16 protein-coding genes are annotated in these 20,189 nt (G+C 68.8%); 10 read left to right on the top strand and 6 right to left on the bottom strand.

The annotated features are described in order from the left end of the window. Nucleotides 1–44: 44 nt before the first annotated feature. From OEJ37_RS25365 to OEJ37_RS25335, 7 genes are all read left to right on the top strand, one after another. Entirely contained in the window at nucleotides 45–827 is a 783-nt protein-coding gene (locus OEJ37_RS25365; RefSeq protein WP_263346692.1) for a crotonase/enoyl-CoA hydratase family protein, read from the top strand. Nucleotides 828–909: 82 nt separating this feature from the next. Next, nucleotides 910–2,130: a CaiB/BaiF CoA transferase family protein gene (locus OEJ37_RS25360; protein WP_263346689.1), complete on the top strand. Its 1,221-nt coding sequence runs from the start codon at nucleotides 910–912 to the stop codon at nucleotides 2,128–2,130. Next, a complete protein-coding gene (locus OEJ37_RS25355; protein WP_263346687.1) occupies nucleotides 2,127–2,927 on the top strand; it encodes an enoyl-CoA hydratase/isomerase family protein in 801 nt (266 codons plus the stop codon). The genes OEJ37_RS25360 and OEJ37_RS25355 overlap by 4 nt, the downstream gene beginning before the upstream one ends. A 91-nt stretch (nucleotides 2,928–3,018) precedes the next feature. Next, complete coding sequence (locus OEJ37_RS25350; protein WP_175917135.1) at nucleotides 3,019–4,071, top strand: porin; 1,053 nt, start codon at nucleotides 3,019–3,021, stop codon at nucleotides 4,069–4,071. Nucleotides 4,072–4,081: 10 nt separating this feature from the next. After that, nucleotides 4,082–5,410: an MFS transporter gene (locus OEJ37_RS25345; protein ID WP_263346682.1), complete on the top strand. Its 1,329-nt coding sequence runs from the start codon at nucleotides 4,082–4,084 to the stop codon at nucleotides 5,408–5,410. Between the two features lie 37 nt (nucleotides 5,411–5,447). Further along, entirely contained in the window at nucleotides 5,448–6,602 is a 1,155-nt protein-coding gene (locus OEJ37_RS25340; protein ID WP_174419213.1) for an acyl-CoA dehydrogenase family protein, read from the top strand. 255 nt (nucleotides 6,603–6,857) lie between these two features. Next, complete coding sequence (locus OEJ37_RS25335; protein WP_263346678.1) at nucleotides 6,858–7,796, top strand: alpha/beta hydrolase; 939 nt, start codon at nucleotides 6,858–6,860, stop codon at nucleotides 7,794–7,796. Between the two features lie 56 nt (nucleotides 7,797–7,852). Here the strand turns inward: OEJ37_RS25335 and prpF are convergent, their stop codons facing one another. The 4 genes from prpF to prpB all read right to left on the bottom strand — a co-directional run bounded on the left by prpF (nucleotide 7,853) and on the right by prpB (nucleotide 14,196). Further along, nucleotides 7,853–9,046: a 2-methylaconitate cis-trans isomerase PrpF gene (gene prpF, locus OEJ37_RS25330; RefSeq protein ID WP_263346675.1), complete on the bottom strand. Its 1,194-nt coding sequence runs from the start codon at nucleotides 9,044–9,046 to the stop codon at nucleotides 7,853–7,855. 202 nt (nucleotides 9,047–9,248) lie between these two features. Continuing rightward, nucleotides 9,249–11,843, bottom strand: coding sequence for a Fe/S-dependent 2-methylisocitrate dehydratase AcnD (acnD, locus tag OEJ37_RS25325; RefSeq protein ID WP_263346673.1), 2,595 nt, complete (start codon nucleotides 11,841–11,843; stop codon nucleotides 9,249–9,251). 81 nt (nucleotides 11,844–11,924) lie between these two features. Further along, nucleotides 11,925–13,097, bottom strand: coding sequence for a 2-methylcitrate synthase (gene prpC / locus OEJ37_RS25320; RefSeq protein WP_034181628.1), 1,173 nt, complete (start codon nucleotides 13,095–13,097; stop codon nucleotides 11,925–11,927). A 205-nt stretch (nucleotides 13,098–13,302) separates the two neighbouring features. Further along, entirely contained in the window at nucleotides 13,303–14,196 is an 894-nt protein-coding gene (prpB, locus tag OEJ37_RS25315; RefSeq protein ID WP_152857602.1) for a methylisocitrate lyase, read from the bottom strand. A gap of 170 nt (nucleotides 14,197–14,366) precedes the next feature. Between prpB and prpR the strand changes: the two genes are divergently transcribed. Continuing rightward, complete coding sequence (gene prpR / locus OEJ37_RS25310; protein ID WP_263346666.1) at nucleotides 14,367–16,349, top strand: propionate catabolism operon regulatory protein PrpR; 1,983 nt, start codon at nucleotides 14,367–14,369, stop codon at nucleotides 16,347–16,349. A 52-nt stretch (nucleotides 16,350–16,401) separates the two neighbouring features. Here the strand turns inward: prpR and OEJ37_RS25305 are convergent, their stop codons facing one another. Beyond that, nucleotides 16,402–17,046, bottom strand: a complete 645-nt coding sequence (locus OEJ37_RS25305; RefSeq protein ID WP_263346665.1) for a CGNR zinc finger domain-containing protein — start codon at nucleotides 17,044–17,046, stop codon at nucleotides 16,402–16,404. Between the two features lie 257 nt (nucleotides 17,047–17,303). Between OEJ37_RS25305 and OEJ37_RS25295 the strand changes: the two genes are divergently transcribed. After that, nucleotides 17,304–17,687 carry a VOC family protein gene (locus tag OEJ37_RS25295; RefSeq protein WP_263346664.1) on the top strand — a complete coding sequence of 128 codons (384 nt, stop codon included), beginning with the start codon at nucleotides 17,304–17,306 and terminating at the stop codon, nucleotides 17,685–17,687. A 146-nt stretch (nucleotides 17,688–17,833) separates the two neighbouring features. Here the strand turns inward: OEJ37_RS25295 and OEJ37_RS25290 are convergent, their stop codons facing one another. Further along, on the bottom strand, nucleotides 17,834–18,682 hold the full coding sequence (locus OEJ37_RS25290) for an ureidoglycolate lyase (protein WP_263346663.1): 849 nt from the start codon (nucleotides 18,680–18,682) through the stop codon (nucleotides 17,834–17,836). 661 nt (nucleotides 18,683–19,343) lie between these two features. Here OEJ37_RS25290 and OEJ37_RS25285 point away from each other — a divergent pair. Beyond that, nucleotides 19,344–20,165, top strand: coding sequence for an IclR family transcriptional regulator (locus OEJ37_RS25285; protein ID WP_174421698.1), 822 nt, complete (start codon nucleotides 19,344–19,346; stop codon nucleotides 20,163–20,165). Nucleotides 20,166–20,189: the final 24 nt, after the last annotated feature.

The following is a 20,189-nucleotide window of genomic DNA, read 5'->3' as shown; positions in this document are numbered from 1 at the left end:
GCCCGCGACGTGAAGTCCCGCGGCACAGAACATACGGAGACATCATGGCAGCCTTTCTGATCCGTGAACGGCAGGGCCCGATCCTGACCGTCACGATGAACCGCCCCGAAACCCGCAACGCCATTTCGGACACCGATGCGATCGACGCGCTGACCGAATGCTGCGACGACGCGAACCGCGACGAATCGATCCGCGTGCTGATCCTGACCGGCGCCGGCACGGTGTTTTCGTCGGGCGGCAACGTGAAGGCGATGCGCGCGTTCATCGAATCGGACCCGCACGACCTCGCCGCGATCCGGACGAGCTATCGCCGCGGCATACAGCGCGTGGCGCAGGCGTTCCAGCAGCTCGAAGTGCCGGCCATCGCGGCGGTCAACGGCCCGGCCATCGGCGCCGGCACCGATCTCGCGTGCATGTGCGACATCCGCATCGCCGCCGGCAGCGCACGCTTCGCCGAGAGCTTCATCACGCTCGGCCTCGTGCCGGGCGACGGCGGCGCGTGGTTCCTGCCGCAGATCGTCGGCGCCGCCGTCGCCGCGGAAATGTCGTTCACGGGCGACGTGCTGGACGCACCGGCGGCGCTGCGCTGCGGGCTCGTGTCGCGCGTCGTTCCCGACGGCGACCTCCTAGCGCACGCGCACGAACTGGCCGGCCGCATTGCCCGCCACTCGGGCACCGCGTTGCGCCTGACCAAGCGGCTGCTGCGCGAAGGCCGGCACGCGAGCCTCGACACGCTGCTCGACCTGTCGGCGTCGTACCAGGCGTTCGCGCACGCCACACCCGAACATCGCGCGGCGGTGAACGCGCTGTTCGCCGCGCGCGGCTGAACCGGCGACGCGTCGCATGCCGCGCGGCCGGCACATACCGGCACGCCGGACCATCGAATTCCACATCGAAGGAAACATCGTCATGACCAGCAACAACGAAGGCGCACTCGCGGGCGTGCGCGTGGTGGACCTGAGCCGCGTTTATGCGGGGCCGTTCTGCGCGCAGACGCTCGCGGACCACGGCGCGGACGTCGTCAAGATCGAACCGCCGCAAGGCGACGAAACGCGCGACTGGGGACCCGCGATGCCGGGCGGTATCTCCAGCTACTACTGGGGGCTCAACCGCAACAAGCGCAATCTCGCGCTCGACCTGTCGCACCCCGACGGACGCGACGTGCTGTTCCGCCTGCTCGAGACGGCCGACGTGCTGGTCGACAACTTCAAGCAGGGCACGCTCGAACGCTGGGGCATCGGATACGAAGACTGCCTGCGCGAACGCTTCCCGCGCCTCGTGCATTGTTCGATTTCCGGATACGGCACCGACGGCCCGCTCGCGCGGTTCCCGGGCTACGACGCCGTCGCGCAGGGGCTGGCCGGCTTCATGTCGATCAACGGCGAACCGGGCGGCATGCCGCTCAAAGTGCCGTTTCCGGTCGTCGATTTCGCGGCCGGCCTGAGCGCCGTGTCGAGCATCCTGCTCGCGCTGGTCGAACGGACGCGCTCCGGTCTCGGGCAGCACGTCGACATCGACCTGTTCAGCACCGCACTGTCGATGCTGCATCCGGTCAGCACGAGCTGGATGGCGACCGGCGACGTTCCCGTCGCGACCGGCAATGTGTATGGCGCGATCGCGCCCTACGGCGTCTATCCGTGCAAGGACAAGCCGGTGGCGACGGGCGCCGGCAACAACCGCACGTTCGCGCGGCTCGTCGAAGCGCTCGGCGTGCCCGAGCTTGCGCGCGATCCGCGGTTCGCGACCAACGCGCAGCGCGTCGCGCATCGCGACGCGCTCGACACGCTGCTCGGGCAACTCACCGCCGAACTGAGCGCCGACGACGTCGTCGAGCGGCTGCTGCACGCCGGCGTCGCAACGGGGCCGGTGAACACCGTCGCCGATGCATTCGGCCATCCGCAGGCGGCGCGCAACGCGATGTTCGTCAATACCGATGCGTACACCGGCGCGGGCGTCCCGGCCAAACTCTCCCGCACACCCGGATCGATACGCCGGCCGCCCCGGCCGTTCGCCGCCGACACCGACGCGGTGCTCGACGCGTTCGGCATCGATGCGGCCCGGCGCGACGCGCTGCGGCAGGCAGGCGTCATCCACGACGAACGCGCAGGCTCTGCCGGGAGCACGTCATGAGCGCGCCGCACGCGTTCTCTTCCCTGACCGGCGACGACGCCCCGTCGATCCTGCGCAACGACGACGACGGCATTGCGTGGCTGACGATCCATCGCCCGCACGTTGCCAATGCACTGTCCGCCGAAGCGATCCGGCGCCTGTGCGACGAACTGGTCACGCTCGACGACAACCCCGCGATTCGCGCGATCGTGATCCGAGGCGCCGGCGAACGGGCCTTCAGCGCGGGCATCGATCTCGGCGATCCCGAGATGCGCGGGATGCGGCCGATGCGCGGGCTCGCGCGCAACGTGCACGAGCTGATCCTGGAGCTGCGCAAGCCGACCATCGCGGCCATCAACGGCTTCGCCGTCGGCGGCGGCTTTGAAATCGCGCTCGCGTGCGACTTGCGGATCGCCGCCGAGCACGCGTATTTCGCGCTGCCCGAAGCGCGGGTCGGCATGGGCGCGAACTTCGCGAGCGTGCTGCTGCCGCGCATGCTGCCGCGCGCCGTCGCGATGGAGCTGCTGTTCACGGGCCGCCGCTTCGACGCCGACGAAGCGCAGCGCGTCGGGTTGCTGAACCGCGTCGTACCCGGCGCCGCGCTCGACGACACCGTGCGCGAACTGGCGGAGGCGATCGCCGCGAACGCGCCGCTCACGATCCGCCGCATCAAGGAAACCGCGACACGCAGCCAGGGCGTGCCGGTTGCCGCGGCGCTGCGGCTGGACGTCGGCCCCGACGTCTATGCGAGCGAGGACCGGATCGAAGGCGCCCGCGCGTTTCTCGAGAAGCGCAAGCCGGCGTTCAAGGGGCGCTGATCCCGACGCGGCACGGTGGGCGACACAACGCGCGCAACCGCTCCCAGAACGCGGGCGCGCCAAAAAAAAGACATGGAACGGAGACATCTTCATGCAACGGAAAGCATTCCTGGTCGGCGCGTGCGTGCTGTGCGCGTCGCCGGCGCACGCGTCGTCGGTCACGCTGTACGGGATCGTCGACAGCTACGTCGAATTCGATCGCATCGGCAGCCTGTCGAGCGTGCGGCAGAGCGGCGGCGGATCGTCGACCAGCCGCTTCGGGCTGACGGGCGTCGAGGATCTCGGCGGCGGCACCTCGACGAAGTTCGTGCTGGAAAGCGGCTTCTCGCCGGCCGACGGATCGCTCCAGGGCGGCACGCTGTTCTACCGGCAGGCATACGTCTCGCTGCAGAACACGCGCTACGGCGACCTGCGGCTCGGCCGGCAATACACGCCTGCGTTCTACGTCGTGTACGACGGCGATCCGTTCGGACTCAACGAACGGCTGTCGCCACTCGCGCTGCTCGCGACGTCGACCGATACGATCACGAGCAACACGACGCCGCCGATTCCGCGCTTCAACCAGGCGGCGTCGTATCTCAGCCCCGACTGGAACGGCCTGCGCGTGATGGCCACGTATGGCTTTCCGACACCGAACGCGCTGTCCACGCAGGCCGGACGCAACTATGGCGCCGGGCTTCAGTACCGGATCGGCGGGCTCTATCTCGGCGCGGGCTTCCAGGGCGACGTGTCGGCCGGCAACCTGTCGCCCGTCGTCTACCCGTCGACGACCCGCCATTACGTGTTCGCGGCCAACTACGCGTTCGCGCGCGTCAAGCTGTACGCCGCGTTTCTCTACGGCGTCAGCACGGCGCCGAACCTGCCCGCGTTCTCGACCGCGAGCGTCGGCGCATCGATCAACGTCGGCGCGCTCGATCGCGTGCTCGTATCGGTCGTGCGCCGCGACGTGAAAGGCTCGGCGAACGACGCGACCGCGCTCGGCGTCGGGTACGACCATCCGCTGTCGAAGCGGACTTCGCTCTACGCACGCTATCTCTACATGAAGAACGTCGGCGGCGCGCGCAACACGGTCGTCGCCGGCCTGCAGCCGCAACCGGGCGGCACCGAGCAGGTGCTCGCGCTCGGCATCGTTCACCGCTTCTGACGGAGTGCCCATGACCCCGACCCTTTCCACCCACCCGGCCGCCGTCGACGATGGCGCGACGCAGGCGCTCTACCGCCGGATCTCGCGCCGGCTGCTGCCGTTCCTGATCCTCTGCTACACGCTGTCGTTCATCGACCGGATCAACATCGGCTTCGCGCACGCGCAGATGGCCGCCGAATTGCACTTTTCCGACGCCGTCTACGGGCTCGGCGCCGGCATCTTCTTCATCGGCTACATGGCGTTCGAGATTCCGAGCAACGCCTGGCTCGCGCGGATCGGCGCGCGCAGGACGATCGCACGAATCATGGTGCTGTGGGGGCTCGGCTCGGCCGCGACGATGTTCGTCATGACGCCCGCGCAGTTCTACGCGTGCCGGTTCCTGCTGGGCGTGTTCGAGGCCGGCTTCTTCCCCGGCATCCTGTTCTATCTCGGCGCGTGGTATCCGCCGCGGCAGCGCGCGAAGGCGTTCGCGCTCTTCATGACGGCGCTGTATCTCGCGGGGTTGATCGCCGGGCCCGTGTCGGGCGCAATCCTCACGTACTTCGACGGCGCCGCAGGCCTGAGCGGCTGGCAATGGCTGTTCCTCGCGGAAGGGCTGCCGAGCTGTGCGATCGGCATCGTCGCGCTGCGGTTTCTCGACGACCGGCCGGACGATGCACGCTGGCTGTCGGACGCCGACAAGGCCGCGCTGCGCGCCGCACACGCGCATGCCGAAGCCGCGACGCCGGATGCGGATGCGAACGCGGCGCGGCCGCTGCTCTCGCACCGCGATTTCTGGCTGCTGTGCGCGGCCAATTTTGCGATCGCGGCCGCCGGCTACGCGCTCGTGTTCTGGATGCCCGTGATCCTGCATCGCGGCGGCCTGCATGGCGCGATGCAGATCGGCCTGCTGTCCGCGCTGCCCTACCTGTGCGGCATCGTCGGCATGCTCGGGATGGGCTGGCGCACCGAGCGCCGGCGCGAATGGCGCGGGCACGGTGCATTCGCGATGCTCGCGTGTGCGGCGGCGCTCGCCGGGCTGGCGAGCGTCGACGGCACGCCGCACCTGATGATCGCGCTCTGCATCGCGGTCGCCACGCACGCCGCGGCCCTGCCCGCGTTCTGGGTAGTGCCGGGGCTCGCGCTGCCCAAGCGCTCGATGGCGGTTGCGATCGCGGCGATCGCGATGTCCGGCGCGATCGGCGGGTTCGCGAGCCCGTTCCTGATGGGCGTGCTCAACTCGGCCACCGGGTCGATGCGCGGCGGGCTCTATTTCAACGCGGCGTTGCTCGCGGCCGGCTGCGTGGCGCTGCTCGGCACGCTGCGCGCGCGGGCGGCGCCGCTTCCAGCCGCGCGCTGACCGCGCCGGTTTCATTCACTCACTCATCGATCAGCACATGAACTTCGAACTCGAACTCGAACACCGGATGATCAAGGACCTCGTCGCGCGCTTCGTGAACGACGAGCTGATTCCGCTCGAAGCCGCCGTGATGGCGCGGGAAGCCGATGGTCAGCGCTTCGCGCTGCTCGCCGACGAGCGCGCGCGGCTCGACGAACGCTCGCGACAGCTCGGCCTGTGGGGGCTCGACGCGCCCCTCGACGCCGGCGGCTCGGACCTGTCGGCCGTCGCGATGGTCGGCGTCAACGAGGCGATCGGTACGACCGTGACGCCGTATGTGCTGCCGCCCGATTCGCCGAACCTGAGGATGCTGTCCGACTCGGCCGACGACGCGCAGCGCGCCCGCTATCTCGACCCTTATGCGCGCGGCGTCACGCGCTCCGCGATGGCTATCTCCGAACCGGGCGCCGGCTCGGACCCGGGCGCGCTGTCGACGACGGCCGAGCGCGACGGCGACGGCTGGGTGCTGAACGGGCGCAAGATCTGGATCAGCCACGCGAGCGAAGCCGACTGGACGATCGTGATGGCGCTGACGGATCGCAGCAAGGGCAAGCGCGGCGGCATCTCGGCCTTCATCGTCGAGCGCGATACGCCGGGCTTCATCATCGAACGCCGGATTCCGATGATCGGCGGGCTGTCCACCTACGAGATCGTGCTGGAAAACTGCCGCCTGCCCGCCACGCAACTGCTCGGCCGGGAAGGCGAAGGCTTCGCGCCGATGCAGGGGCGGCTGTCGAACCGGCGGCTGGAGATGGCGGCCTGGTGCATCGGCCGCGCCGAGCGCGCGGTCGCGCTGCTGTGCGAATACGCGAAGCAGCGCACGACCTTCGGGGTGCCGCTCGCGGAGCGCCAGGCCGTCCAGTGGTGGGTGGCCGATGCGCTGACCCGCATCCACGCGTGCCGCCTGATGACCTACGAAGCAGCCGCGCGGGTGGATGCCGGGCAGGACGCGCGCACGCAGATCTCGATGGTCAAGGTGTTCGCGACCGAAATGGCGTGGACCGTCATCGATCACGCGATGCAGACGCTCGGCGCGATGGGCATGACGAAGGAACTGCCGTTGCAGCAGATGGCGAGCGAAGCGCGGCTGATGCGAATCTTCGAGGGCCCGAGCGAGGTGCACCGCTGGGTCGTCGCACGCAGCGTGCTGTAGGTATCCGCGCTGCGCGGGCCGCGCACGACGCATCGCGACGACGATGTCGCGCCGGTCGGCGCCGCCGCGGGAACTTGCGCGTCGACGGCAATGTCAGCCCACTGTCGTGCCGCACATGACACGCGCCCGGCGGCACCGCCCGCCTGCTGCGGCATGCCGGAAGGACATGATCGCGGCGGCCTGCCGGCCCCCGAGCCCCGCCGCGGCGACGCCGGTTCGTCCGTTATCGCCGCCGCCCAATCACGGAGCAACCGCTTGGATACCCTGCATCTCGTCGATCCCGAAATCCGCCCGCTGCTCGACGCGTGGCCGACCGTCGCGCTCGGCGCCGACAACCTCGCACAGGCGCGCGAGCGCGTGCTGCCGCTGCCGCCGCCGGACCCGGCCGGCAGCACGCTCGAGCGCCGCGCCGTCCCCGGCCCCGCCGGCGCGCCGGACGTCCCGCTCCACATCTACACGCCCGACGACGCCGCGCGACCGCTCCCGGCGATCGTCCACATGCATGGCGGCGGCTACGTGCGCGGCGCGGCGAAGGACCTGGAGGCCATTCATCGCCAGGCAGTCAAACAGCTCGGCTGCGTGCTGATCTCGATCGACTACCGCCTCGCGCCGGAAACGGTGTTCCCCGGCGCGATCGAGGATTGCTACGCGGGCCTCGCGTGGACCTTCCGCCATGCCGACGCGCTCGGCATCGACCCGGCGCGCATCGGCGTGACGGGCGAAAGCGCGGGTGGCGGGCTGGCCGCCGCGCTGGCGCTGCTGGCGCGCGATCGCGGCGAATACCGGCTCGCGTTCCAGCATCTGATCTACCCGATGCTCGACGACCGCACCTGCACGCGCGCGCCGCATCCGCATGCCGGCGAGTTCGTCTGGCACGCGGCCAACAACCGGTTCGGCTGGACGTCGCTGCTCGGCCACGCGCCGGGCCTCGACGGCGTGTCGCCGTATGCCGCCGCCGCGCGCGCGGACAAGCTCGACGGCCTGCCGCCGACGTTCATCTCGATCGGCTCGCTCGACCTGTTCCTCGAAGAAAACCTCGACTATGCGCGGCGGCTGCTCCGCGCCGGCGTGCCGACCGAACTGCACGTGCTCCCCGGCGGCGTGCACGGTTTCGACATCGTGCCCGACGCGCGGCTCTCCGAAGCGGCACGCCGCCTCAGCCACGACGCACTGCGCCGGTTCCTGCACGGCTAGCCGAAACGACGCGGGCGGCCGAAGCCGCCCGCGCATCCCGGTCGAACGACGAAACGTCAGAACGCGTCGCCTGGCACCCGCACCCAGCCTTCCATCAGCACGCGCGCGCTGCGGCTCATGATCGCCTTCGTGACGGTCCACTCGCCGTTCTCCTGCTGCTGCGCTTCCGCGCCGACGCGCAGCGTGCCCGACGGATGCCCGAAGCGCACCGCGTTGCGTTCGCCGCCGCCCGCCGCCAGATTGACGAGCGTGCCGGGGATCGCCGCGGCCGTGCCGATCGCGACCGCCGCCGTGCCCATCATCGCGTGATGCAGCTTGCCCATCGACATCGCGCGCACCAGCAGGTCGACGTCGCCCGCGTTCACGCGCTTGCCGCTCGATGCGACGTAATCGGCAGGCTTCGCGACGAACGCGATCTTCGGCGTGTGCTGCCGCGTCGCGATTTCGTCGAGCGTATCGATCAGGCCCATGCGCAGCGCGCCGTGTGCGCGGATCGTCTCGAACTTCTCGAGCGCCTTCGCGTCGCCGTTGATCGCGTCCTGCAGCTCGGTGCCCGTATAGCCTATCGCGTCGGCCTCGATGAAGATCGTCGGGATTCCCGCGTTGATCATCGTCGCCTTCAGCGTGCCGACGCCCGGCACCGCGAGATCGTCGACGAGATTGCCGGTCGGGAACATCGACCCGCCCGCGCCCTCTTCATCGGCGGCCGGATCCATGAATTCGAGCTGCACTTCGGCGGCCGGAAACGTCACGCCGTCCAGCTCGAAGTCGCCCGTCTCCTGCACCGCGCCGTTCGTGACCGGCACGTGCGCGACGATCGTCTTGCCGATGTTCGCCTGCCAGATCCGCACGGTCGCGATGCCGTCGCGCGGCACGCGCGCCGGATCGACGAGCCCGCCGCCGATCGCGAACGGGCCGACCGCCGCCGACAGGTTGCCGCAGTTGCCGCTCCAGTCGACGAACGCCTTGTCGATCGCGACCTGACCGAACAGGTAGTCGACGTCGTGGCCGGGCCGCGTGCTCTTCGACACGATCACCGTCTTGCTGGTGGACGACGTCGCGCCGCCCATCCCGTCGATCTGCTTGCCGTACGGATCGGGGCTGCCGATCACGCGCAGCAGCAGCGCGTCGCGCGCGGCGCCCGGCGCCTGCGCCGCATCGGGCAGGTCCTGCAGCCGGAAGAACACGCCCTTGCTGGTGCCGCCGCGGATATAGGTCGCGGGAATCCTGATTTGAGGAATGTGAGCCATGTCCGTTTTATCCCAGGTCGGCGGGACCCGGTGCATCGACACCGCTTCCCGCCCGATGCTTCGCACGCCGAAGCCATGCGCAGCAAACCGAATCGGGCCGGCCGTGCGGCCGGCGCCCCTGCGCCGCCGCGACAACCAGCCCTATGTTCCGCGCACCGCCACGGCACGCGGAACCGCCTTTACCGCTTGTACCGCCTTCCCGTCACGCCGCCTGCGACGATTCGAGGAAGTCCTGCGCGAAACGCTGCAGCACGCCGCCGGCTTCGTAGATCGACACTTCCTCGGCCGTGTCGAGCCGGCACGTCATCGGCACCCCGACACGCTCGCCGTTCTTGCGGTGAATCACGAGCGTCAGGTCGGCGCGCGGCTTGCGCTCGCCGATCACGTCGAAGGTCTCGGTGCCGTCGATGCCGAGCGTCGTCCGGTTCGTGCCCGGCTTGAACTCGAGCGGCAGCACGCCCATCCCGATCAGGTTGGTGCGGTGGATCCGCTCGAAGCCTTCGGCGGCGATCGCCTCGACGCCCGCGAGCCGCACGCCCTTCGCGGCCCAGTCGCGCGACGAGCCCTGGCCGTAGTCGGCGCCGGCGACGACGATCAGCGGCTGCTTGCGATTCATGTACGTCTCGATCGCTTCCCACATCCGCATGACCTTGCCTTCCGGCTCGACGCGCGCGAGCGAGCCCTTCTTCACCGCGCCGTCGACCACCGCCATCTCGTTGATCAGCGTCGGGTTCGCGAAGGTCGCGCGCTGCGCGGTCAGGTGGTCTCCCCGGTGCGTCGCGTACGAGTTGAAGTCTTCTTCGGGCAAGCCCATCTTCGCGAGGTATTCGCCGGCCGCGCTGTTCGCGAGGATCGCGTTCGACGGTGACAGGTGGTCGGTCGTGATGTTGTCGCCGAGCACCGCGAGCGGGCGCATCCCCTGCAGCGTGCGCTCGCCGGCCAGCGCGCCTTCCCAGTACGGCGGACGGCGGATGTACGTGCTCTGCGGCCGCCAGTCGTACAGCGGCGCCGCGCGCTCGCCCGCATCGGCGCTGCGCGCGAACATCGGCTCGTAGACCTTGCGGAACTGCTCGGGCTTCACGCTCGACGCGACGATCGCATCGATCTCCTCGTCGGTCGGCCAGATGTCCTTCAGCGTGACGGGCTTGCCGTCCTGGTCGTGGCCGAGCACGTCCTTCTCGATGTCGAAGCGGATCGTGCCGGCGATCGCATACGCGACGACGAGCGGCGGCGACGCGAGGAACGCCTGCTTCGCATACGGATGGATTCGGCCGTCGAAGTTGCGGTTGCCGGACAGCACGGCCGTCGCGTACAGGTCGCGATCGACGATCTCCTGCTGGATCTTCGGGTCGAGCGCGCCCGACATCCCGTTGCAGGTCGTGCACGCGAATGCGACGATGCCGAAGCCGAGCTTCTCGAGTTCCGGCAGCAGGTTCGCTTCTTCCAGATACAGCTCGACCGCCTTCGAGCCCGGCGCGAGCGAGCTCTTCACCCACGGCTTGCGCACGAGGCCGCGCGCGTTCGCGTTGCGTGCGAGCAGCGCCGCGGCGATCACGTTGCGCGGGTTGCTGGTGTTGGTGCAGCTCGTGATCGCGGCGATGATCACCGCGCCGTCGGGCATCTCGCCCGCCTTCTCTTCCCACTGGCCGGCGATCCCGCGCGCGGCGAGGTCCGACGTCGGCAGCCGCTTGTGCGGGTTCGACGGGCCGGCCATGTTGCGCACGACGCTCGACAGGTCGAACGTCAGCGTGCGCTCGTATTGCGCATTGTCAAGCGTATCGGCCCACAGGCCCGCCGCCTTCGCATAGGTCTCGACGAGCTTCACCTGCTCGTCGCTGCGGCCGGTGAGGCGCAGGTAGTCGGTCGTCTGGCCGTCGATGAAGAACATCGCGGCCGTCGCGCCGTATTCGGGCGCCATGTTCGAGATCGTCGCGCGATCGCCGAGCGTGAGGCTCGCCGCGCCTGCACCGCGGAATTCCAGATACGCGCCGACCACCTTTTCCTTGCGCAGGAATTCGGTCAGCGCGAGCACGATGTCGGTCGCGGTGATGCCGGGCTGGCGCTTGCCGGTCAGCTCGACGCCGACGATGTCGGGCAGGCGCATCCACGACGCGCGGCCGAGCATCACGTTCTCGGCTTCGAGCCCGCCGACGCCGATCGCGATCACGCCGAGCGCGTCGACGTGCGGCGTGTGGCTGTCGGTGCCGACGCAGGTGTCCGGGTACGCGACGCCATCCTGCGCCTGGATCACCGGCGACATCTTCTCGAGGTTGATCTGGTGCATGATGCCGTTGCCCGGCGGGATCACGTCGACGTTCTCGAACGCCTTCTTCGTCCACTCGATGAAGTGGAAGCGATCCTCGTTGCGGCGATCCTCGATCGCGCGGTTCTTCGCGAACGCGTCCGGATCGAAGCCGCCGCATTCGACGGCGAGCGAGTGATCGACGATCAGCTGCACGGGCACGACCGGGTTCACCTTCGCCGGGTCGCCGCCGCCGTCCGCGATCGCGTCGCGCAGGCCGGCGAGATCGACGAGCGCCGTCTGCCCGAGGATGTCGTGGCACACGACGCGCGCCGGGAACCACGGGAAGTCGCGTTCGCGCTTGCGCTCGATGATCTGCTTCAGCGACTCGGCGAGGATCGCCGGATCGCAGCGGCGCACGAGGTTTTCGGCGAGCACGCGCGACGTGTACGGCAGCGTGTCGTACGCGCCGGGCGCGATCGCTTCGACCGCGGCGCGCGCGTCGAAATAATCCAGCGACGTGCCGGGCAGGGGTTTGCGGTTGGCGGTATTCATGATGTGGGGGGATACCTGGGTAGAGCGTTCAGCGCGCGCCGGCCGGCCGCGCTGCGGAGGCCGGCGCGCGCTGCGGGAGGGTCAGCGCTTCTCGATCGGCACGAACTGCAGGTCTTCCGGGCCCGTGTAGTTCGCGCTCGGGCGGATGATCTTGTTGTCGATGCGCTGCTCGATGATGTGCGCGCTCCAGCCGGACGTGCGCGAAATCACGAACAGCGGCGTGAACATCGCGGTCGGCACACCCATCATGTGATACGACACCGCGCTGAACCAGTCGAGGTTCGGGAACATCTTCTTCGCTTCCCACATCACCGATTCGAGGCGCTCGGCGATGTTGTACAGCTTCGTGTCGCCCGCTTCCTTCGACAGCTTGTGCGCGACGCCCTTGATCACCTTGTTGCGCGGATCGGAGATCGTGTAGACCGGGTGGCCGAACCCGATCACGACTTCCTTGTTCTCGACGCGGCGGCGGATGTCCGCTTCGGCGTCGTCCGGCGAGCTGTAGCGGCTCTGGATTTCATACGCGACTTCGTTCGCGCCGCCGTGCTTCGGCCCGCGCAGCGCGCCGATCGCGCCGGTGATCGCCGAGTAGATGTCCGAGCCCGTGCCCGCGATCACGCGGCCCGTGAACGTCGACGCGTTGAATTCGTGCTCCGCGTACAGGATCAGCGACGTGTGCATCGCCTCGACCCACGACTTCGACGGCGTCTTGCCGTGCAGCAGGTGCAGGAAGTGGCCGCCGATCGAATCGTCGTCGGTTTCCGTTTCGATGCGCTTGCCGTTGTGCGAGAAGTGATACCAGTACAGCAGCATCGAGCCGAGCGACGCCATCAGGCGGTCGGCGATGTCGCGCGCGCCCGGCAGGTTGTGGTCGTCCTTCTCCGGCAGCACGGTGCCGAGCACCGACACGCCCGTGCGCATCACGTCCATCGGGTGCGCGGACGCCGGGATCTGCTCGAGCGCCGCCTTCAGCGCGCTCGGCAGGCCGCGCAGCGCGCGCAGCTTGGTCTTGTACGCGGCCAGTTCGGTCAGGTTCGGCAGCGTGCCGTGCACGAGCAGGTGCGCGATTTCCTCGAATTCGCACGACTCGGCCACATCGAGAATGTCGTAGCCGCGGTAGTGCAGGTCGTTGCCGGTCTTGCCGACCGTGCACAGCGCCGTGTTGCCGGCCGTCACGCCCGACAGCGCGACCGACTTCTTCGGCTTGAAGGCGCCTGCGGCGGCCGGTGCTGCTGCGTCTTTCGTCTCGCTCATGTTTCCGTTCTCCAATATGTATCGTGTCGACCGCACTTGGCGCTTTAGCGCTTAGTGCGGTCCCATGCAAAGCTGTCGACCGCACTTGGCGCTTCAGCGCTTAGTGCGGTCCCATGCAAAGCTGTCGACCGCACTTGGCGCTTCAGCGCCTAGTGCGGTCCCATGCAAAGCTTCCCGGGAACCATGCCCCGGCGCGCGGGCCGCGTTACTTCTTGCCCTGCGCGAACAGTTCGTCGAGCTTGCGCTCGTATTCGTGATAGCCGAGGAAGTCGTACAGCTCGGCGCGCGTCTGCATCGTCGGCACGGCCGCCTTCTGCGTGCCGTCGCGGCGCAGCGTCTCGTAGAAGTTCAGCGCGGCCTTGTTCATCGCGCGATACGCGCCGCAGCAGTACAACGCGATGTCGACGTTCGCCTCGCGAAGTTCGTCGAGCGTGAACAGCGGCGTCGAGCCGAACTCGGTCAGGTTCGCGAGGATCGGCACCTTCACGGCCGCCTTGAAACGGCGGTAGTCGTCGAGCGTCTTCATCGCTTCCGGGAAGATCATGTCGGCGCCGGCTTCGACGTACGCGACCGCGCGCTCGATCGCCGAATCGATCCCTTCGGCGGCGGCCGCATCGGTACGCGCCATGATCACGAACTGGTCGTCGGTGCGCGCATCGACCGCGGCCTTGATGCGATCGACCATTTCCTCGGTCGGCACGACTTCCTTGCCCGGACGGTGACCGCAGCGCTTCTGGCCGACCTGGTCTTCCATGTGCACGGCAGCGACGCCGGCCTTGATGAACGAGCGGACCGTGCGCGCGATGTTGAATGCACCGCCCCAGCCCGTATCGATGTCGACGAGCAGCGGCAGGTCGGTCGCGTTGGTGATCCGGTTCGCGTCGATCAGCACGTCTTCCATCGTGCTGATGCCGAGATCGGGGATCCCGAGCGAGTTCGCGGCGACGCCGCCGCCCGACAGGTACACGGCCTTGAAGCCGACGGCCTGCGCCATCTTGGCCGCGTACGCGGTGATCGCGCCGACCACCTGCAGCGGCTGCTCGGCCGCGACTGCCGCGCGGAATTTCGCGCCGGCGCTCTGAAGATGCGTGTTGCTCATGAACGGCCTCCTGAAGGAATGCCCGATAACAGCAAGGACCGGGCCAGCTCGCGAAACGTCGCTAACCCACTGATTCTTAAGCAACCGGCACGGGCGATGCCACACCCGGCGATTTCAATTCGGCAATTTCATGTTTCAAAAATGAAATCCCGCGCGCATAATCGACCGTCATGGACCTCTCCTCGACCAAGCCAGTCGACCCGGCCGATCGCGCGGCGCGCCCGCGCATCTGGGCGATGGGCATCAGCCGCCTGCGCGACTTCTTTCGCGAGATCGCCGGCGAATTCGACGAACGCGCCGACGTGCGCATCGTGACGCGCGCGTATGAGGATGCGCTCAGCGCGATCGCCGAGGCCGGCGCCGCGCGGCCCGACGTGATCGTCGCGGCCGGCTCGAACGGCGCCTTCCTGAAGACGCGTGCGCAGGTGCCGGTCGTGGTCGTATCGCCGACCGGCTTCGACGTGATGCAGGCGCTCGCGCGCGCCCGGCGCGACGCGTCGCGGATCGCGCTCGTCAGCGCCGGGGAAACGCCGCCCGAAGTGCGCCGCTTCGTCGCCGCGTACGGCCTCGACGTGCAGTTTGCGTCATATCAGTCCGCGCAGGAAGCGGAAGCCTGCGTGCACGACCTGCGCGACCGCGGCATCGAGACGATCGTCGGCCCCGGCCTCGTCACCGACCTCGCGGCCAGCGCCGGCATGGGCGCGGTGTTCCTGTATTCGCATGCGTCGGTGCGCAAGGCCGTCGATACGGCGCTCGAAGTCGCGTATGCGACGCACGCCGAGGCATACCGCCGCCAGCGGCTCGACAACCTACTGCAACACCTGCGCGACGGCGTGGTCGCACTCGACGCGCGCGGCCGCGTGGAAGCAATCAACGAGCGGCTCGCATCGGCGCTCGGGGTCGAACCCGCGGCGGCCGTCGGCCGCGCGCTCGTCGACTTGCGGCCCGAGCTGCGCACGCTGCGCGGCGAGGACGGCGACGCGCTCGCGACCGTGCGCGGCGTGCGCTATGTCGTGCATCGCGGGCCGCTCGTCGATCGCGGCGTCACGTCGGGCAGCGTGCTGACGTTCCAGGAATCGCGCGCGGTCGAACGGCTCGATCGCGCGCTGCGTTCGCAGCCGACCACCCAGCAGTTCGCGGCGCGCTACGCGCTCGACGACGTGATCGGCGCATCGGCGCCGATGGCGCGCGTGCGCGACCTCGTGCGCCGCTACGCGAAATCCGACGCGACCGTGCTCGTGCTCGGCGAAAGCGGCACCGGCAAGGAAATGATCGCGCAAAGCCTGCACGCGCGGTCCGCGCGGCGCAGCTATCCTTTCGTCGCGGTCAATTGCGGCGCGTTTCCGGAAGCGCTGCTCGAAAGCGAACTGTTCGGCTATGAGGAAGGCGCGTTCACCGGCGCGCGGCGCGGCGGCAAGACCGGCCTGTTCGAAGCCGCGCACCGCGGCACGCTGTTTCTCGACGAGATCGGCGAAATGCCGCCGTCGCTGCAGAGCCGGCTGCTGCGCGTGCTGCAGGAGCGCGAGGTGATCCGCCTCGGCTCGACCGAGCCGATCCGCATCGACGTGCGCGTGATCGCGGCGACGCATCGTCCGCTGCTCGCGGCCGTCGAGGCCGGCACGTTCCGCGCGGATCTCTATTACCGGCTCAACATCCTGAACGTCGGCCTGCCGCCGCTGCGCGAGCGCGCGGCCGACATCCCCGCGCTCGCGGCGACGCTGCTCGTGCAGGCCGCGCGGCGCGAGCCGCGCCTCGCCGAACGCCTGCGCGACGCCGGCGATGCCGCGCGCGTGCTCGGCGCGACACAGGCGACACTGGCGCGCTACCGGTGGCCCGGCAACGTGCGGGAACTGCAGAACGTGATCGAGCGGATCGCGGTGGAACTCGCCGAGGAAGCCGATGAAAACGATCCGGCCGCCGCGTGCGCCGCGCTCGATCCCGACGCGCTGCAGGCGATTGCGCCCGAGCTGTTCGCGGCGCCGCCCGACGCGACCGACACCGACGATGCGCAGACGCTGCACGCGCGCCGCCGCCGCGCGGAAGCCGACGAGATCCGTGCGGTGCTCGACGCGTGCGGCGGCGACCGCGACCGCGCATGCGCGATGCTCGGCATCAGCAAGACGACGCTGTGGCGGAAGTTGTCGGCAAAATAGGCAGGTCTGGAGTCGACACGCTCGCTCGTATGCGCGTGCCTGAACGGGCTCGTCAGTCGGCCTTGTGATAGTGGCGGTACGCCTTCGCGCGATTGCCGCACGACGACATCGAGCACCAGCGGCGGCTGCCGTTCTTGCTGTCGTCGATGAACAGCCACTGGCATGCATCGTTCGCGCATCGCTTGACCTTCGCGAGCCGCGCGCCGCCGAGCAGGTCGATCGCCGACCACAGCACCGGGCTCAGCAGCCCCGCGAGCGTTGCGCCCGCGCCTGCGATCCGCCACGCATAACCGCCGTCGACGCGCGCCAGCGCGACGCGCGGCGACGCTTCCGCCAGGAAGCCGCCGAGCAGCGCGAGATCGTCGGCCTGCGGCTCGCGCCGCTCGGCCTGCGCATGAAAGAGCCGGTACAACGCCTCGCGCAACGCGAGCGCGCGCAAGAGCATCGCCGGCTCGCCTTCCTCCACGCCGCGCACGCGGCACCTGTCGGCCAGGCCGGCCGGCACGCCGGCCTGCTCGCGGCACCACGCCAGCAGGTCGTCCATCGTTCCGAAGGTTTCCGTCGGCGCCTCGCTGCCACGCCAGTACAGCGTGTTCGCGAAATCGATGCTCAGGGTTTCGGGCGGCGCCGGAATCAGGCAGTCCATCGTGACGGAAGGTTGCGTATCGCTCATGACCCCATCGTATCTAACCACCATGCCGGTTGACAAGCGTCCGGACGCTTTCTAACATAACCAGCATGGTGGTTACGAAAAGGTTTGCTGCACTGACGCCCCCCTTCAGTTCAAGGAGCCACAGATGATCGATCGCCTTTCCTACGGAGTTATCCACAACGACCGCAGCCGCGCGTTCTACGACAGCACGCTCGGCGCGCTCCGCTACAAGCGGCTGGCATGGTGCTTATAAGCGGGTTTGTTGCACTGACGTTCCCCCCTTCAGTTCAAGGAGCCAACAGATGATCGATCACCTTTCCTTCGGCGTCGCCCACATCGGCCGCAGCCGCGCGTTCTACGACAGCACGCTCGGCGCGCTCGGCTACAAGCGGCTGTATAGCGACGACGGATCTATCGGGTACGGCACGACCGAACCGGAGCTGTGGCTGCAGCACGCTGCCCGCCCCGTCGTCGCCGATCCCGAATCGGGGCTGCACCTGTCGTTCAAGGCCGCTTCGCCCGTCGAAGTCGACGCGTTCTACCGCGCCGCGCTCGAGCACGGCGGCCAGGACAACGGCGGGCCCGGCAAGCGCGAGCACTACGGCCCCGGCTACTACGCGGCGTTCGTCGTCGATCCCGACGGGTATCGGCTGGAAGCGCATTGCGAACTCGACAACTTCGTGTGACCCGCCCACGCACACCGCGTACAAACGGCAAGGGCCCGATTCCGCATAGCGCGGAATCGGGCCCTCGGTTTTGACGCGTCAGCGTCGGCGTCCGGTTTTCGGCGACCGCCTGCCTTGGTCGCTCAACAGGATCGCGGCTCGTGCGGTTACTGTGCGTCGCACGTACGCTGCAACTGCTCGCCGAGCCCGTCGATCCCGAGGCGCACCATCTGGCCGGCCTTCAGGAAAACCGGCGACGGCTTGATGCCCATGCCGACGCCCGGCGGCGTGCCGGTCGTGATCACGTCACCCGGCTGCAGCGTCATGCAGCGCGACAGATACGCGATCAGTTGCGCGACGGTGAACACCATCGTGCGCGTGTTGCCGTTCTGATAGCGGTGGCCGTCGACTTCGAGCCACAGGTCGAGACGCTGCGGATCCGGCACCTCGTCGCGCGTGACGAGCCACGGGCCGATCGGGCCGAACGTGTCGAAGCCCTTGCCCTTGTCCCACTGGCCGCCGCGTTCGATCTGCCACTCGCGCTCGGACACGTCGTTGACGACGCAGTAGCCGGCGACGTAATCGAGCGCGCTCGCTTCGTCGACGTCCTTGCACCGCGCGCCGATCACGACGCCCAGTTCGACTTCCCAGTCGGTCTTGACCGAACCCTTCGGGATGTCGATGCCGTCGTTCGGGCCGCAGATCGAACTCGTCCACTTGCCGAACACGACCGGTTCCTTCGGCACCGGCATGCCGGCTTCGGCCGCGTGATCGGCATAGTTCAGGCCGATGCCGATGAACTTGCCGACGTGCCCGACGCACGCGCCGATGCGCGGCTCGCCGGACACGAGCGGCAGCGTGGCCGGATCGATCGCGCGCAGCCGCGCGAGACCCGCGTCGGACAGCACATCGCCGGCAAGATCCGGCACGTGCGCGGACAGGTCGCGAATCCGGCCGGCCGCGTCGAGAATACCGGGCTTTTCCTGGCCTGACGGGCCATAGCGAAGCAGTTTCATCGTGCTCAAACCTCTGTTGTCGAATGGGACAGGATACCGGCCGACGCGGCCATTCGCGGCAGCGCACCGGACTGATTGTCGATCGTCGATCGTCGATTGCGCGCGTCGGCACCGCATCCGGCCTGCCGTCGACGCGCGGGCGCAGCGATCGTGACGCCGCACGAAAAGTACGACGCGCATCGAACGGGCGGCCGCCGGTCTGCGCATCGGCGACGACGGCCCGGCACCCGCGACGCGTGCCGGCCGATGCCGGCCGACTTCACGCGCGGCCGCACCGTCGCTGGCCCGCAAGCCTTTGTACCATCGGCCGCGCGCCGTGAAATGACGCGCGGCGGATACCGACTATTGGTGCGCCTGCAGACGCTGCGGCGCAACACTGGACGCGCCGGCGCAACGCGATCCGCCGCGCATGCCGGCATCGCCTGCCATCGGTGCATCAATACTGGCTATTCGGGGTGCCCCTGTCATCGGAAACGTTTGCCAATCCGTTCTTGTACGGTAACGATCGGTAAAAAGACGCTGCATTGCACACTATATGTTTATTGTTAAGCTCGTACGAATGGCTTGTATCGCCATCCGCAGGCCCGACTTATGCGCGTGCAGAACCGGCCAGCGTGCGTCGCCGACCGATCGACGGTAATCCCCCAACCTCACACCCAAAATGCAAACAACCAACGACCCACTTCCCGGCTGCGACGCGCGGGAATCGCTGGGCGCAATCGATCGCTATCGCGCACCCGCGCTCGACAAGGGCCTCGACATTCTCGAACTCCTGTCGGAGCAGAAGGAAGGACTCACCCGCACCGAAATCACGAAGCAACTCGGCCGCAACGCAAGCGAAATCTACCGGATGCTCGAACGCCTCGTCGCGCGCCGCTACGTGATGCGCTCGACCAGCGGCGACCGCTACACGCTCAGCCTCAAGCTGTTCGCGCTGGCGCACCGGCATCCGCCGATGAACCGGCTGATTGCCGAGGCCTTGCCGCAGATGCAGCGCTTCGCCGATGCCGCCGAACAGTCGTGCCACCTGACCGTCTACGATCGCGGCAACCTGCTCGTGATCGCGCAAGTCGACGGGCCCGGCCCGTGGGGCGTGTCGGTCCGGCTCGGCTCGCGTATCGGGCTCGCCGATACGGCGTCGGGGCGCGTGATGCTGTCGTTCCAGGGCCCCGAGCAGCGCGCGCACATGCTGGCCGAGCATCGCAAGGTCAAGGGCGAAGCGCCGCTGAACGAGCAGGAACTCGCGTATGCGTGCCATTCCATCCGGCAATCCGGCTACCTGCGCCAGGACAGCCGCCAGGCGTACGGCGTCACCGACCTGACCGCGCCGATCCTCGGGCCGTCCGGCCATGCGATCGCGGTGCTGACCTGCCCGTACATGCGCCGGATCGACGCGCACGCGGCACCGTCCGTCGACGTCGCCGTTGAAGGGCTGCGCGACACGGCCGCCCATCTGTCGATGGGCCGCACCGAGATCTGCTGACGCGCGGGTCCGACGAAGCGCACC

Source organism: Burkholderia sp. BKH01 (genome assembly GCF_025685725.1).
Classification (GTDB): domain Bacteria; phylum Pseudomonadota; class Gammaproteobacteria; order Burkholderiales; family Burkholderiaceae; genus Burkholderia; species Burkholderia pyrrocinia_C.
Note: the sequence above shows the minus strand (reverse complement) of the source record. Positions and strands in the feature narration are given on the sequence as shown.